Source organism: Streptomyces sp. C36 (assembly GCF_040932295.1).
Classification (GTDB): domain Bacteria; phylum Actinomycetota; class Actinomycetes; order Streptomycetales; family Streptomycetaceae; genus Streptomyces; species Streptomyces triculaminicus.
The window spans coordinates 349545-366238 of the sequence record NZ_JBFQGI010000001.1 but is presented as its reverse complement, the minus strand read 5'-3'; the positions used below and the strand labels follow the sequence as shown (position 1 = coordinate 366238).

Below are 16694 nucleotides of genomic sequence, written 5' to 3'. Positions count from 1 at the left end.
CAGCGAAACCCGCCGACGGAGTCACCGCCATCGGTAGCCACGTTGGACTCCAACTCCAGCGAGACGTCATCGACGCCCTCGGCACCTCTGGCGACGAACCGCCACCGTGCGCAGCCCCCGTCCGCTGACGTTGCCGTCAACTACTGCCGTCAGACACCCCAGAGGCCCCACCGGAGCATCATTCCGGTGGGGCCTCTCGACTTATCGCTAGGCCGTTATCGACGCGGGATTCTTCCTTCGCTGGGCGGCCACGCCTCGCGTCAGAGTTCAGCGTTTCACCTGAAGAAACGGGGAGTTCGCCGACTCGATCTGCAACCGCTCCGCCGATTCTTGGAAATTGACAAATCTCGCTATTTCTTCGAGATCATCGAAATCCCGCCGCTCGCAAGGGAGAACATCCGAATAAGAACCTTCCGAACATCCGGGTCTCGATCAAGCCGCTCCAACGATTCGAACCTCGCCGGATCAAGATCGATCGTGGCAACTCCGCCAGAATCTCCGTCATCCACGGTGGAGAACAGGAGAAGGCATCGGTACGCCCGCACAACTCCCCCTCTCTCTTCGCGCATCAGCGACTGAAGGACGACGCTTCCTTCTTTGACCTGACTGCGGAGTGCGTCCACCGAGGACCACCGAGTTGCCCAGCCGCGCTCTTCCGCCTCCAATTGAATCGCCAGCAGCGTATCGAAGCTGATCTGACACATCCGGAAGTCAGGGTCGGTCGAATGAATCAGCGACATCAGGCATTACTCCCCGTCGTAGACTTCAATGCGGATTCGGGTATCTGGGTCGATACGCCCGTCTCTCATCCTTCTTTGGAGCTCGTCCTTGCGATGATGACCCCCAAGAATCGTTCCATCACGCGAGACGAGAATTCCGTCTCCTGCACCAGGGTTGTTGATCCCGTCCAGGAGTTCCTCATTACTCAGTTCCTCGTGATACCACTGCGACGCTGGATCCCGGGTCTTCTGTCCATCGGTATATTTACCGATGTCACCAGCCTTTTCGTTACGTGTCGAGATTCCCGGCCCGCACTTGCCATTGCTGTTATGAACGAGGACCGGAGTCTTACCCGCCAGTACATAGTACGTGTGGGTGCTACTGACGGTGAGGTCGTGGGTGCGCTGCTGCTTGACGAAGTGACGGGTCGATGTGACCTGGAGGGTTTCGCCGTTCGGATTGCGCAGGTGGGCGCCCGGGCGGAGGTTGCCGGCGTCGATCCACGTCTTCTCGGTGGTTTCCCAGAAGGGGTGGGTGTTCGTCGCGATGATGCTCGCCGCGCCGTCGGCGGTCTTCACCGTCAGGTCGGTGAAGTTCTTGTCGTGTTCGGTGTCGAAGGTGGCGACGACCTCGCGTGCGGTGGTCTCCCCCGTCTCGGGATCGGTCGCCAGGACCTTGTCGCCTGTCTCGACGTCCTCAATGGGCTCGCTGCTGCCGTCCTCGAGCAGGACCTCCGTGCCGGTCGTGAAGCTGTGGCACGGGCCACTTCCTCCGCGGCCTCCGGACCGGCCTCCTCCGCTGCGGGCACCGCGGAGGCCGGGGTAGCCGCCGCCCATCCCGTTCTCGAGCTGCATCGCCGCCGCGGCGGCGAAGGCCTCCATGGGGGTGCTCACGCTGTCCGGGCAGTCGACGTCCCGGCAGGCGATGTAAGCGAAGAACTTCAACCGGTTCAGTGCCGATCGCGCCTGACTCTCGTAGCCGGAGTAGATCACATCGCTCAGGCAGTTGATCGACTCGCCGTGGCAGAAGGAGGCCACTTCCCGGTAGAAGGCCTTTTCGAACTGCTCCTTCTCCTCCCAGTGGGCCGGCACCTCGATGCCCGCATAGATGACCTCGTTGCCGCGGCTGGCCGCGTCCTCCCAGTAGTTGTAGACGGGGCCTTCGTAGTCGTCGTAGTCGTAGTCGTCGTACTCCGCCTCGCCCCAGAGCACGTTGGCGGTGGATCCGCAGCCGTACGGACATCCACCCGAGCTGGGCGAGTATCCGTAGCACTTGCCGAGCGTTCCGCAGCCCTCGGGTATGAGGCCCGACGGGTCGGAGAGGGTCGCCGGGTTGTTGTTCGCGTACGTGTAGCCGTGGTTCTGCTGGGGGTCCTGAAGGTCCAGGAGGGGGTCGACGCTGATGAACCGGCCGGTCGACGGGTCGTATTCACGGGCCCCCAGATGCGTGAGTCCCGTCGTCGCGTCGTTGGTGCCGCCGACAAAGCCCTTGGTTCCAGGCCAGCTCTTGGGTTGCTCCCCACGCGGAGCGCCGAAGGGTGTGGTGCGCCGGTGCGTGGCCGTCGCCGACTTGGAGTCGATGGCGAGCTGGCCCGTACCGGCCTGGTCCGCGATGACGAAGGACGCGCTGCCGTCGTCGCTCTGGACCGCCTGGACGCCGTTGCCGAGGTCGATGTAGCGGGTGGCCTTCGGAGTGGTGGCGCCCTTGGTGAGGGTGATCTCGGTGGGGCCGAGGTAGAGGGTCGTTTCGGTGTCGGTCCGCCCGATCAGCCGCTGGCCCTCGGCGTCGTAGAGGTAGGACGTCGTCCCGGCGGGCTTGTCGTCCTTCATCTGGGTGGCCTTGGCGAGGTGGCCCTCGGCGTCCCACTCCAGCGCCTGTGTGTCACCGCCCATGACGCGGGTGGCGGTGTTGCCCACCGGGTCGTAGGTGTAGGAGTCCTTGGCCGTGCCCGTCGGACCGCTGGTGTTCACGGCGGACAGGGCGTGCGGCTGAGGACCGCCGGCGGCCGGGTAGGCATAGGTCCGCTTGACGTCCTTGGCGCTGTCTCCGCCGGCGTCGTGCCGCGTCTCGGTGAGGCGGTTACCCGTCTGGTCGTAGGTGTACGAGTTCCAGTAGGGGGCCGGACCGCCGGTCAGATTCGCCGCCGGCGCCGCGGCGCACGTCGGCGTGGGCTGTGTCCACTCGTCCGTGACGCGGTGCAGGTAGTCGTAGGTGAAGCACTGCGTGTCCGTGCCGCCTGCCGCGGCGTCGGACACGGAGCGGATGTTGCCTGCCTCGTCGTACCTGTACGTCGCGGCCTTGTCGACGACCGGAGCGTTCTCACGGTCGACCCGAGTGTCGGCCAGGCGCTGGGTTCCCCACTCATAGCCGTTGGTGATCTGCGTGAACTTGCCGCCGCCCGTGAGCTTCGCCTGGAGGGGTTTACCGGTGAGGCTGTAGCTGGTGACGGCCGCCTTGAGGCCGCCGGATCCTCTGATCTCCGTGGGGCGCAGCAGGTTGTCGTAGTCGTAGATGACGCTGTCGCCGGCGAGTGAACCCGCCTTCGGCAGGAAAGTGCTCTTGATGCTGCCCGACAGGTTGTAGTTGGTTCCGAACCGATAGGTGCCTGCCAGGGCCCCTTCATTCGCGGGGACGAGGAGGGCCGACCGCGTGACCCGGTAGAGCGTGTCGTACTCGTCCACACGACTGACGTAGGCATTGCCGTCCACGTAGCGCGTGGCCGAGGCCAACTGGCCCTTGCCGCCCGCGACCGTGTCGTAGGACCATTCGGCGAGCTTCGTTCCGCCGGCGGTCCCTTCGTGGAGTTCGGTCTTGCGACCGATGTTGTCGTAGGCGTAGTACAGCGTGTTCTTGGTCTTGCGGGCGTCGGTGACGCTGGTGAGCTGACCGCGGTCGTCGTACGTGCTGGTGCTGGTGCCCTTGTCCGGGTCGGCCGCCGACACCTGGTGTCCGAGCTGGTCGTAGACGTACGACCAGGAGTTGCCTGCGGGGTCCGTGTAGCGCGACAGCTTGCCCTGGGGGCTGTACGCGTAGCGGATGACGTCGGAGTCCGCGCCAGAGCTGCGCTCGTGCAGCTGGTGGAGCTCCGTGGTCCTGCCCCGGGCGTCGACGACCGCGGTCGTCGCCGTGGATCCCACGGGTGGGATCACGGTCGTGCGGTCACCGCCGTAGAGCGTGCGGGTGGTGGCCAGCACCTTGCCCGCGTCGCCGTTTCCGGCGATCTGCTTGGTCTCCGTGACGCGACCGAGCCCGTCGTAGGTGTTCCAGGTCTGGGATTCCACCTTCAGCGCGTTGTCCGGGCTGAACAGACCGGTGCCCGGTGCGCCCAGGGCGTAGTACGGGGCGAACGTCTTCGCGGCGAGGCCGCGCTCGTCGTAGAAGGTGTCCGTGATCAACTTGCCGCCGTCGGGGCCCGGTTCCTGTGTCTGCCGGGGACGCTGGAAGCCGTCGTAGAGGGTGTAGGCGGTCAGCTGGCCGTAGCTGTCGTTCAGCTTCCGGGTAGCGACCGCGACGGGCTTCCCGTCCGTGATGGAGTAGGAGAATTCCAGGCTGGGCGGGCCGAACGAGGACTGCGGCTTGTTGGGCAGCCAGACTTTGACGGAGCGACCGAGGGCGTCGTAGGCGATGTCGGTGCGCCTGTTGTTGGCGTCCGTCTTCCTGAGGACCTGTCCACGCAGCGGATCGAACATGGTGGTGCTCGTCCAGGCGGTCGACGGGTCACCGGCCTTGACGGGGGGCGCCGTGGTGGTGACGGTCGTGGCGAATCCCGTGCTCGGCGTATAAGCCGTCCTCGTGGTACGGCCGTCGGTGCGCTTGGTGGTCGTCACGAGTCGGCCCGAGTCGTCGAAGACGACCTCGGCGGTGAGGTCGGTGCTGGTCAGCTCTCTCGCGTAGGCGTCGTATGTCTTGCCGGACTCGAGGTAGGTCGCCCGGTTGTTGTCGTCCTTCTTGAGCGTGGCCACGCCGGTGGCGTCGCCCTTGGTGGGCCGATCACCGTAGCCTCCGCCGTCGTAGGCCGTCCGGACGTCCGATACGACCTGCTTGGCGCGGTCCACGGAGGACGTGGCACAGGATGCCGCCGTCGTCACCACACGGGAACGCAGAACCAGGATGTTGGCGTCGGCGTTGTCGTTGTACGTGGTCCGGGTGCACTGATCGTCGTCCGGGGTGGAGAGGTCCCCGAAGTCGTCGGCTTCCGTGGGCCGCCCGGCGACGGTGTCGTACTTCGTGGCCGCGGACTTCTGACGCCACTTCTTCCCGGCCCCGTCATCGAGGGATGTGAAAGATCGCGCCGACTCGGTGCCGGTGAAGTTCGCGGTGACGGTTCCCCAGGAGCGTTCGCTCTTGGCGGTCTCGTGGTGCCAGGGCCGGCTGACGGTCTTGGCCAGCAGTTTCCCGCCGGGGCCGGAGTAGCTCTCGGTCTTGTAGGTGAATCCCGCCGCGGACGAGTGATCGGTGATCGCGTCTCCCTCGTCCTTGCCCAGGGCGACGCTCACTTCCTTCTTGCCTCCGTCGGCACCCTTCCTGTCGCCGTCCATGCCACGCAGGAAGTACGTGTCCTGCTGAGACTTCATGCCGTCCGCACCCTGACCGCCGGTGCGTACGCGCACGTGCCCATAGCCGCGCCACTGCGACCAGGTCTTGAACTTCTCCTTGGTCAGCCCGTTGTCGTCGTCGTAGTGCCAGGCGGCGTCGTCGAGGTAGTCGTAGCGGGTGACCTGGTCCGGGGCACCCCCCGTGCGGTCGGTCGCTGTCACCGCGTCCACGACGTACTTGTTGAACCACTGCTGGGTCGGGTCGTCGCTGCTGCTCCCGCCGATGAACTGCGGGAAACAACGCGTCGTGTTGCTCTCGGGCGTCGGCAGCTTCGCCCAGTCGCACACGGGCTGCGAGTAGGTGACGTCGGTCTGGCCACCCGTCTCGTCGGTGACGGTGGACAGGCGCTCCTTGATGAAGGGAGCCTTGCCGTCACCGGTTTTGTCGAGGCGGTTGGGGCGCTGGGTGTAGACGAGTGTCGTCTTCGGAAGGGTGATGGCGGGGCTGGCGCTGTGGCCGGTGTGCTGAATGGATTCGAGCAGCAGCTGGTAGTCGGTGTCGGCCATGCCCCACCGGTGACCGAGTTTCCATGAGTCGACGGGCGCGTAGCCGCCGTCGGCCCGCAGAACGCTGGTGGTGATGTCCGTCAGACGCTTGCGGGTCCAGAACGATGGCGACAGGCGTCCCTTGTCGCACTCCGTCCCGGCTTTGCAGTTCATGTCCCAGGGCGTGTCGTACCAATACTGCTTCTTGTCGTCGATCGTGTCCTCTGCGCAGGTGACCTTGTCCTGGTCCTGCGGCAGGCACCGTTCGGCGTTGCCGAACTCGACCTTGGCCAGGGGCTTGGCGTACAGATCGGACGACTGCAGGCCGTACTCGATGCGCTTGAGGTAACCGCCTCGCACGTACGGCGTGTCGTCCTTGGATTCCAGGTCACGGCCGTAGGAGTTGGTCTCCTTGCCGTAGTAGTAGCCGACGGCGTTGCCGTGCCGGTCGACCGCGTAGTCGAGGTTCCACCGCCAGGCCTGCTGGCACCAGGATTCCTTGAAGCCGTCCTTGTGGCACGGCTCGCCGGCATTGTTGCCGTAGACGGGGACGGTCCAGGTGGAGTCGGTGGTGTCCTTGCCCTTGGCCCAGGCATTGAGCTTGTGGTAGCCGAAGTAGTAGCGGGTGCCTTCCGGTGTCGTCACACGCCAGTACTCGTTGTCGTTGTCACCGTTGTCGTGTTCGCTGCCGGTCAGGCGGGCGACCCTCGTGCCGTCGTCCTTCTTCAGCTTCCATTGGTCGCCGCCGGCCGGGACGAGTTCGCCCGCTTTCCCGTTGAAGGAGATCGTCGCGTTGTCGTAGGCCCAGCACAGATCGCCGGGTTTGTTGCCGTCGCCGTGCTCCTCGCCGTCCTCGGAGCACGGTTTGTAGCGGCGCTCGATGAAGCCCGGCCACAGCTCGAATCCGTCGCCCACCCACGAGGACTGGTTGTTGGTGTTGCCGGTGCGGCCGTCGATCGCCGACGAGGTATACCCCAGCCCCAGATCGGGCTTGAGGCCGCCGGGTACCTCCGGCACGGGGATGTCGTACGACCAGGTGAAGGAACCGCTGTTGAGGTCGGTCATCCATGTTGCGGACGGGGAGAGCGGTGTGGCCTTGTAGTCACCCTTCTCTCCTCCGGCGGCGGGAGCGGCGGCCAGGACCGTTCTCGCACTCGCGCGCAGGCTCACTCGGTCGGCCGTGAGGGTCCGCTTCTCCGTGTCGTTGACGGCGGCGACCGGCTTGGCAGTGCGGCAGCCGACCTTGTCCGGGGTGGTGAGGACGCATTCCGGGAGTTCCATCAGCCGGAGCCGGGACGCGTAGCCGCCCCCGTACGCCTGGGCGAAGCCGGAGTAGTCGAGGCGAACGCCGGAGGGCGCGAATACCTTGGCCTTCAGGTCCGCCTTGGTCGCCTGCGCCTGGAGGACGATCAGCGGACCGGGAATCCCCGCACGATCACTCGCCTTCCGGTCCGCGATCCGCACCTCCGCCTTGCTCACGGCCGGAGCTGCTGCCACCCCCTTCGCACTCTTGTCGCGGGAGGCGGGCAGGAAACTCACCGGCAGGCCATCGGCCTTCAGAGCCCGCCCCGCGCCCTTGGGGAGCTTCGACAGGTCCACCACGGTCTTCCCGCCCTTGGGCCATGCCGTCCTAGGCTTCTCCGACGGAACCCTGGGGGCCGGATCGGTCTTGCGCGGCTTGCTCCAGGCCACCTTGCCGGCCACGGGCTTCCCCGGGTCCGGGGCGCCGGGCAGGGCATGGCCGCCCTTGGCGACGGCCGGCGGCGCCACGCCTTGCAGCAGCGACACCATCAGGGCCGTGGGCACGGTCAGTGCCAGGTTCCTGCGCCACCGAGCCCTGTGGGCATGGGTTCTGCGCTTCATTCCTCGTCATCCCTCGCTGAATTGCTGAGTCGGCACGGCGCGCGACCTGTGCGCGGCGGCGTGCGGCGTGCGGCGTGCGGCGTGCGGCGTGCGGCGTGCGGCGTGCGGCGTGCGGCGTGCGGCGGAATTCTTCGTCCGGCTGTGCTCCGCCGGTTCAGTCGCTCGGCACCTGGGTGGGAAGGTCGCGCTGGCCGGCGGCGAGTCGCTCGATCTGCTTCCTGGTCAGGGCTCCCTGGAAGACCCATACGTCGTCCAGTTGCCCCGACCAGTGCTCCGACGCCGTCCCACCGAGCACGGACCGGCCGAGCTGAAGGGACTTGCCCGCTCCGGACGACACCACGTTCCCGGTCCGGGACGAACGGTCCGCGCAAGCGGTCTCGACGGGGGTCGCGCCGGCGTCCGCACGGCAGGAGAACTCCTCCAGGACGCCGTTCACGTACAACCGGAGTTCATGGGCGAATCCGTCGTAGACCAGGGCCAGGTGGTTCCAGGCACCCGCGTCCTGGAAGGCCCGGTTCTCCACCGTCGTGAGAGTGACGCCCTTCTCCGCGTCCTTGTCCGGCAGGGTCACCTGCCAGCGCCCGGGCCCCTCGGCGTCGGTGCCGTCCGGGGCCTTGGCACCCGGGACGTAGCGAACGGTGAAGGCGTCGCGGAACGTGCCCTCCGCGCTCATCACGGTCATGGCACGCCCCGGCCTGTCCGCCACGCGCTGCGCCCAGGCGGTCATGGTGAAGCTTCCGCTGGTGTCGACGGGCATCCCCTTGGTGGAGGCCGCGTCGTCGGAGCCGTCGAGGCGCAGACCGCCGTCGTCTACGTGGCCGGTTCCGATCGTGGCCCCGCCCGTCAGGGCCAGGTCGTGACGCGGCGCCTTGTCGTCCGCGAGGTCGTCAGGGGAGATGGGAGGGGTTCCCGTGGCCGTGTCCAGCTTCCAGCGTCCCGTGACCAGCAGACGCTGCTGGAACAGCTGTCTGATCTCGTCGGCCGACACCGGCCGGTCGTAGAGGCGGACGTCGTCGATCTCGCCGGAAAAGAAGTTGCCCGGCTTGCCCGCGTAGGATCCGGCGCCGATCTGCAGCTGGCGCTCCGCGTACCACGGGGCGGACACGGGGGCCGACCCGGCCTCCACACCGTTGACGTACAGGGTCAGCGTCTTCGCCACGACGTCGTGGACTCCGACGAGATGCGTCCATTCGCCGCCCCGGGGCGGTGCCCCGGCGTTCTGGACGACCTTGTTCTGCCCTGCGTCGGCGGTGTCGGCGGAGTGCTGGTTGAGCACCCACCTGTCGTAGGTGGACGAATAGTAGAGCTCGACGCCGCTCGCGTTCACACCCGACTGCGTCATGACCACCGCGGTGTGCGACGGCTTGTCCTTCGGAAGGCGTGCCCACGCGGAGATCGCGAAGGCGCCCATGGTGTTGAAGTGCGGCGCGTCCACTGTCGCGTAGTCATGTATGCCGTCCAGGGAGAGGGCCTTGCCGTCGACGCCGGGCGTGCCCGGCTTCGGGCCGCCGTGGAAGGTGGCCGGCATGACGTCCGCGCGTCCGGTCACCTCCTGCGCACCGGCCGGCTCGTCCAGCGGGAAGACCGCACGCGCCGGGCGGCCCGGACCTCGGATGTGTTCCTTGGCGTAGAGCCGTGAGACCTCATTCTGGGACGCCGGCTTGTTGAAGATCTCCACTTCGTCGATCCGCCCGGGGAAGAACGCGGTCGGCTTGCCGTTCGCCGACGACGCGCCGATCAGCAGCCCGCGTCGGGCGTCCCAGGGCGTCGTGTACGGCACGGCCGCCTCCTGCTGGCCGTTGACGAACAGCCGCAGCTCGCCGGGGCCGCTGTCGTAGACGCCCACGAGGTGAGTCCACTCCCCTGCCTTCACCCCACCGGGCTTCTTCTGCATCACCCGTACCGGCAGTGCGCCGTCAGAGTCCGAGGCGAACTGGCTGAACGCCCACCGGTCGTAGTCCTTCGAGTAGTACAGCCCGAAACCCGGCGAGTGGTTGCCCGCCTGCGCGGCGACGGCCGCGGGTTCCGAGGGCATGGCCGAGAGCTTCGCCCAGGCGGACACCGTGAAACTGCCCGAGGTGTCCACCACAGGGGTGTCGCTCTCGGCGTAGGCGTCCTTGCCGTCGAGGGTCAGCGACGCGCCCGTCACTCCCTCGGCCCCGGTGACCGCTCCCCCGTGCAGCCGCGCGGTGCGTGGCGGAGCCGCGCCCTGTGCCTCCTTGGCGTCCGGGCCGTCGTCCATCGACCACACGGCACGCTCGGGCTGGCCGGCCCGTACCTTGTAGCGGTAGGTGTACGGCTCGCTGACGTTGCCCGCGGCATCCATGGCCTGGACGGTCAGGAAGTTCAGTCCCGCCGAGCCGGGCAGAGCCTTGATGGTCCTGGCCGCGCCGTCCGTCGTGGTCAGCGCGTTCTTCTCCGAGGCGTCGCCGTTGACACCGTAGAGGTATTTGGTGACGCCCTTCTGGGCCGGGCCGACGGTGAAGGTGCCGTGGCGGCCGACTCCGTCGAACCACGGGTCGTCCCCGTCCGTGGTTCCCGGCTTCGATTCCGGATAGTCCCCCGAGGCGACCTTGGGAGCGGGAAGGACCTTGGGGTCGACGACGAAGTAGCAGCCGCTGGGCGATCCGGCGTACGACCAGGGGGAGTACCCCTGCCGGTCGTAGGACCGCACGTACCAGTTCACGGGTGTGCCCACCCTGACGTCGGTCGGCAGGGAGACCGCGAAGTCCGAGCCCGACTTCTTGAACGGGGTCAATCCCGGCTTCCACCGCGCGATGTTGCCCTTGCTGTCGCCCGCGTCCCATTCGGCCTGGAACTCGACCGCGACGTCGTCGCCGTCGGGGTCGGTGACGTTGTTGGCATAGACCTTGCCCAGGCTGCGTACGTGCACCGCCTTCTCGGGGATCCGGCACTGGCCGCCGTACTCCATCGACAACTGCGCCATGCTGATCTGAGGCGGTGTCTGGTTGTACTTCACGCGCAGATAGGCGCGGTCGGAAAACCGCTTCCAGGCGTAGGTGTCGGACTCGTCCGAGGCACGCAGACCGAACGTCATCGAGGGCCAGCCCTTGGACGCCGCCTCCTTCACCGGGTCCAGCACATCGAATTCGGCGTCGGCGGAGGCACAGCCCTCGAAGCCGTGGGCGAAGGATTCCTCCCCCATCTTCTTGATCCAGAAGCCGGATGCCTTCTGGGAGTTCCACGTGGTGGAGGAGTCGATGCCCTTCGTCCGCCAGAGCTGAACGCCCTTCTTCTCACACGAGGCCGACCACGTCTCCCGCACCACGAACTCCGCCGAGAGGATCGTCTTGCCCGCGAACCTCGAGGTGCCGATCTCGTAGAACAGGCGCTTGGTGTCCTCCGGCTGGCAATGCATCCAGTCGCAGAAACCCATGCCGGCGTCGCTCTTGCCGTTGAACTTCCACTGCGGCTCGTCGGCGAAGTAGCTTGTCGCCATGGTCCAGGCGGAGGCCTGCGGGGTGTACCACTGCGGGTCGATGAACACCGGGTACACCGTGCCGGGCCCGCCCAGAACGGCCTTGTCCGGTGTGAGTACCAGCTCACGACCGCTGTCGGCCACGTCCACGCCGACCCGTGCCTGCTTGCCGGACTCCCCCGCTCCGGGCTCGTCCGTGCCATTCCCTGAGGCCTTGGCGACCCGGGCCGCCCCTGCCCGGGCTTCTTTCGCCTTGCCCACCGGGGCCCGGCCGGGACTGGAATCCCACATCATCGGCGTCGGCGCCTCGAAGACGGTGCCGCCGGCGCCCTGGTCGACGGCCGTCAGGCCGCCCTGCGCGGTCTCCCGTACGGTCAGGCCCTCTCCGCCCAGCCTCAGGCGCAGCCTGGCCAGCTCGGGATTGGCCGCCGCTTTCGCCGACTTCACGACGAGCAGCTGGGTGAAACCGTCCGCCTGCGCGGCCAGTCTCAGGTCGACATCCGGGAGGACGTCGGGGTAGGTGGCGGTGTCCCCGTCCAGGCGAGGGGCCGGGAGCTTGGACGGCCAGCCCAGAGCGAGCCTGCGTCCGCCCTTGTCCAGCCGGACCAGGGGTGCGTCGCCGCCGCCGGAGAACGTCACCCCAACGGTGGCCGCACGGGGCGAGACGCCGCCGTCGGCGGTCTTCTCCAACGTGGCGTCGACCGGCTTCCACCCACCCCCGACCCGCGCCCGGACCGGGCGCAGGTATTCCCTGCCCTCCAGCCTTCCATCGGGCCGGGCCACCACGTCCGAGGTCTCGGCGCGCAGGGACTCCACCTCGACGTTCCGGCCCGAGCGCTTGGCCAGGGCCAGCGCCTCGGTCTCCGACGGGGCGGACGCGTCGCCGGCCGGATCGGACACGGCGGGCGAGGCCCTGCCCAGTGAGGCGAAGCCCGCGGCCCTCGCCGCCGCCTGATCCGGTAACACCCCGGTCAGCAGCACCAACCCGAGTCCCCACACAGCGGCACCGCCGAGCGCACGCACGCGCGCATGACGAAACATCCCCCCAGCCCTCCCCAGAGCCTGACGCATGGTCGCGAGCTGTGACGGTAGGGGCACATGATGTGCGCGGTCCATGCCGGAAAATTGGCAAGAATCACGGAAGATTCCCCCTAAGAGGGGCATTCGTCAGTTGTGCCTTATCTCACAAACAACGACAATGCGCCATCATCGCACCGGTATCCGCCATACCAGGCGCGTGCCGCCGCCCTCCGGTGTGGTCAGGTGGAGTTCTCCGCCGTGGTGGGAGGCGCGCTCGGCGAGGTTGCGGAGGCCGCTGCGGCGGGGGTGGCCGGTGTGGGGGATGCCGGTGCCGTCGTCGGTGACGGTCAGGGCGAGGTGGTGGCCGTCGTTGACGACGGACACGTCGGTGGTGGTGGCGCCGGCGTGGCGGGCGACGTTGGCGAGGGCCTCGCCGAGGACGGCCACCACGTCGTCGACGACCGGGCGCGGCACCTGGGTGTCCAGGAGGCCCTCCATGCGCAGGCTCGGGGCGAAGCCGAGGAGGGTGCCGGCCTCGCCGACGGTCTGGACGACGCGGGTGCGCAGGCCGTGCTGGGGTGCGGCCTCCCGGGAGCGCAGGCCGAAGATGGTCGACCTGATGATCTTTATGGTCTCGTCCAGGTCGTCGACCGCGCGGTGGACGCGCTCGACGGCCTCGGGGTGGTCGATGAAGCGGTCGGCGCTCTGCAGGGTCATGCCGGTGGCGAACAGCCGCTGGATCGCCAGGTCGTGCAGGTCGCGGGCGATGCGGTCGCGGTCCTCCAGGAGGGCGATCTGCTGGGCGTCCGCGCGGCGTTCGGCCAGTTCCATGGCCAGGGCGGCCTGTCCGGCGAAGCCGGCCAGGTGCTCGGTCTCCTCGTGGGAGAACTCCGCCTGCCCCTTGACGCGGGCCAGCAGCAGCACGCCCCGTACGGCGTCGCCCGAGGTCACCGGCACGGCGACGGCCGGGCCCGGCAGGGACTCGGTGGCGCGGCCGTGCACCGGGCCGCCGCCGGTGTAGGCGGCTCCGGACAGGGAGCCGTCCACCGGCAGGACGCGGCCGCGGATCCCGTCGGCGCGGTCGCCGACGGCCACCTCGACGGACAGCGCGTCGCCCTGGGGCACCGGCAGGGCCACCGTGGCCAGGGCGGCGCCGGTGATCTCCTGGGCGAGCTCGGCGATCAGGCCGATGACCTCGTCCGGCGGGCTGCCGGACATCAGGCGGTTCGTGACGGCGGCGCCGGCCCGCAGCCACTGCTCGCGGCGCGTGGCCTCCTCGTACAGCCGGGCGTTGTCGATGGCGACGCCGGCGGCGACGGCGAGCGTGGACAGCACGGACTCGTCCTCGGCCTCGAACTGGGCGCCGCCGTGCTTCTCGGTCAGGTACAGGTTGCCGAACACCTGGTCGCGTACCCGGATGGGCACGCCCAGGAAGCTGTGCATCGGCGGGTGGCCCTCCGGGAAGCCGTACGACGCGGCGTGCTCGCAGATCCTGGGCAGCCGCAGCGGCTCGGGGTGCCGGATGAGCTCGCCGAGGATGCCGTGGCCGCTGGGGTGGGGGCCGATGGCCGCGATGCGGTCCTCGCCGAGCCCGACGGTCAGGAACTGCGACAGCGTCCGCCCGTCGGGACCGATCACCCCCAGCGCGCCGTACTCGGCGTCCACCAGCACCACCGCCGCCTCGACGATGCGGCGCAGCACATGCTCCAGATCCAGCTCGCGTCCCACCGACAGCACGGCCTCCAGCAGGCTGTGCACCCGGTCACGGGTGCCGCGCGCGGCGTCCAGCCTGGACTGGAGCTCCTCCAGCAGCTCATCGAGCCGAAGGTGCGGTAACCGCACCGCACCGTCCCCGGTGTTCTCCACAGTTGCTCTCCTCAAGCGACGCCCGACCCGAAATCTATCTTGATCATCGGGGTCGTGGCGCCCCCTCAGGTGCCGGGCTTGCGTCCGTAGACGTACACGTCGTCGCCGTTCTTCAGCAGCGACCAGTACGACTTGGCGTCACCGCGCCGCATGTTGACGCAGCCGTGCGAGCCGGGGGCCGACCAGACGCTGCCGTCGATGGAGTGGAAGGCCTGCCCGCCGTCGAAGAACTGGCTGTACGGCATGCTGACCTTGTAGATCGTGGACCAGTGGTCGATGCTGCGCCAGTAGACCTTCTTCAGGCCCGTGCGGGTCTCGTAGCCGTCGCGGCCCGAGCGGATGGGGACGGGGCCGAACTTCAGCTTCTTGCCGTCCTGGACCCAGCTCAGCTGGCGGGTGAGGTCCACGCAGGCTATGCGACCCTTGTTCGTCGGGCACTTGCCCGCGGCGTTGGGGTTGGAGCCGGCGGCCCGCTGCTGGGTGACGAGGTCCATGACGCCCCAGGTGACGGCGCCCGCGTAGCCGATGGCCGGGCTGATGCCGTGGTCGCGCTGGAAGTCGCGTATCGCGCGGCAGTCGGCGGCCGACTGCTTGCCGTCGGCCGTCCGGCCGAGGAAGCGCTCCGCCTTCGCCTGGTACGGGCCGGTGCCGGCGGTGCACGCGGAGGTCGCCGCCTGGGCGGAGCCCGCGCCCAGCGCCACGGTGAGGGGCGCGGCCAGTCCCGCCGCGCCCAGCAGGACGCCGAAACGGCGTGCGAGGGTTCTCTTCGGTGAACTTGTCATGAACGATATGACAGCCCGGCCCGCCCGTTGGTTGCGCCCGCTCCCGGACATCCCCTGCGGCCTCCGGTACGCGGCGAGCGCCGGGCGGCAGCCGTGAGATCACCACAGCGTCAGCAGGGACAGCAGGCCGATCCCGGCCGTCGTCCAGGCCACGTAGTCGCCGATGTGGCCGGAGTGCAGCCGGCGCAGCGGCGCGCTCCAACCGCGGGAGGGCACCAGGCCGACGACGGCCGCCGCGGCGAGGACGACGGCGAGGGCTGCCGAGAGCAGACCGAGGGCCGCGCCGGTCCAGGTCCACCACGCGCCGCCGTGTGCCGCGGCCGCGTGGCCCGGCTGCCCGCCGCCGGCCCGGCCGCCGAGGACGGTGGCGGCGTAGCCGGCGTGGTCCAGGAAGGCGGAGGAGGCCGCGTACGTCGCCTCGGCGAGCGCCGGCACGGTCCCCACCGCGAGCGCGCCGGCCAGCAGCGCCACGGCGACCGACACCATCGGCGGGGGCGCCAGACGGATCCGGCGGCCGGTTTCCGGCTCCTCCTCGCCACCCGCCGTCTCGGGCTCCTCCTCACCGCCCACCGTCTCCGGCTCCTCCTCGCGGCCGCGCTCGCCGGCCCCGAGGAAGACCCGTGCCGCGACCCTCAGCGCCGCGCCGCCGGTCAGCGCCGACACCAGGCCGAACAGCGCGGGCAGCCAGGCGGACCCCTCCTCCACGACCGCCTTGCCCAGGCCGGTGCCGAAGGGCGGCAGGCCCGCCAGGGCGAGGCCGCCGAGGGCGAAGAGCAGGCCGATGCCCCGTATGTCGCGGCCCCGGCCGTGCAGTTCGTGCTCGTCGACGCTGCCCAGCCGCGCGAGGAGGATGCCGGTGCAGGCGAAGAGGGCGGCCTTGGCGCCCGCGTGGCCGAGGACGTACAGGCATGTGCCCGACAGGCCCTCGTCGGTCAGCAGGCCGACACCGACGAGGAAGAGGCCGGTGTGGCCGACCGTGGAGAAGGCCAGCAGCCGCTTGATGTGCCGCTGCTGCCAGCACATCACCGCGCCGGTCACCGCGCTCACCACGCCCAGGACGACGAGCACGCGCCGGGTGCCGGCGGCGGGGATGCCGCCGGGGCCGCCGAAGACGGTCGTGTGGACGCGGGCGACGCCGTAGACGCCCGTCTCGACCATGACGCCGGAGAGGACCAGGCACACCGGCGTGGGCGCGACGGCGTGCGCGTCCGGCAGCCAGAAGTGGAAGGGGACGGCGGCGGCCTTGACCAGCAGCCCGGTCATCACCAGGACGAACGCGGCGGCCACCGGCGCGTCGCGCTCCGGCGCCGCGGCCAGCTGCCGGCCGATCGCCGCCATGCCCAGTTCGCCGGTGCGCGCGTACAGCAGGGCGATGCCCATGAGCATGGCGTAGCCGCCGAGGGAGTTGACGAAGCCGAAGGCCAGGGCGCCCTGGACCGGCCGGGCCTCCTCGACGTGGTAGCCGGTGAGGGCGTAGCCGCAGACGCCCATCAGTTCGAAGAAGACGAAGGCGTCGAAGAGGTCCCCGGTGAGCGCGAAGCCGCACATCCCCGCCTGGAAGAGCAGGACGAGGGCCGGGAAGGCGCCGGAGTGGCCGCGCGGCGGCTCCTCGAAGTAGCGCCAGGAGTAGGCCAGTACGGCCAGGACGAGGACGGAGGCCAGCGCCGCGAGCCCCAGTCCGATGCGGTCGCCGACCAGGACGATGCCCACGCTCACGCCGTCGCGCGGCCGCCAGTCCCCCACCCAGGACACCACGGTCGTGGCCCGCGCCAGCGCGGCGCAGGCGAGGGCGGTGGACGCGGCGGCGCAGGCGCACGCCACCGCCTCCGCCGCGAGGCGCGGCATCCGGCGGCCCGCGCCCACCAGCACCGCGGCGCCGAGCAGGGGCACCGCCACGATCAGCGGGAGCAGCCGGTCCACGGC

6 protein-coding genes are annotated in these 16694 nt (G+C 69.2%); all 6 read right to left on the bottom strand.

Annotated features, from left to right (window positions below):
- Positions 1-350 precede the first annotated feature (350 nt).
- Positions 351-740, bottom strand: coding sequence for a hypothetical protein (locus AB4K12_RS01535; protein WP_368432386.1), 390 nt, complete (start codon positions 738-740; stop codon positions 351-353).
- Positions 741-746: 6 nt separating this feature from the next.
- Positions 747-7664, bottom strand: a complete 6918-nt coding sequence (locus tag AB4K12_RS01530; protein ID WP_368432385.1) for a polymorphic toxin-type HINT domain-containing protein — start codon at positions 7662-7664, stop codon at positions 747-749.
- Positions 7665-7818: 154 nt separating this feature from the next.
- On the bottom strand, positions 7819-12003 hold the full coding sequence (locus AB4K12_RS01525; RefSeq protein ID WP_368432384.1) for a LamG-like jellyroll fold domain-containing protein: 4185 nt from the start codon (positions 12001-12003) through the stop codon (positions 7819-7821).
- 306 nt (positions 12004-12309) lie between these two features.
- A complete protein-coding gene (locus AB4K12_RS01520) occupies positions 12310-13989 on the bottom strand; it encodes a GAF domain-containing protein (RefSeq protein WP_368432383.1) in 1680 nt (559 codons plus the stop codon).
- A gap of 65 nt (positions 13990-14054) precedes the next feature.
- Complete coding sequence (locus tag AB4K12_RS01515; protein WP_368432382.1) at positions 14055-14771, bottom strand: L,D-transpeptidase family protein; 717 nt, start codon at positions 14769-14771, stop codon at positions 14055-14057.
- Positions 14772-14870: 99 nt separating this feature from the next.
- Positions 14871-16691: a complex I subunit 5 family protein gene (locus AB4K12_RS01510; RefSeq protein ID WP_368432381.1), complete on the bottom strand. Its 1821-nt coding sequence runs from the start codon at positions 16689-16691 to the stop codon at positions 14871-14873.
- Positions 16692-16694: the final 3 nt, after the last annotated feature.

Bases quoted from the DNA above. Each gene is read 5' to 3' on its own strand.
- AB4K12_RS01515 (WP_368432382.1), bottom strand. From the start codon at position 14,771: ATGACAAGTTCACCGAAGAGAACCCTCGCACGCCGTTTCGGCGTCCTG.
- AB4K12_RS01530 (WP_368432385.1), bottom strand. From the start codon at position 7,664: ATGAAGCGCAGAACCCATGCCCACAGGGCTCGGTGGCGCAGGAACCTG.
- AB4K12_RS01535 (WP_368432386.1), bottom strand. From the start codon at position 740: ATGTCGCTGATTCATTCGACCGACCCTGACTTCCGGATGTGTCAGATC.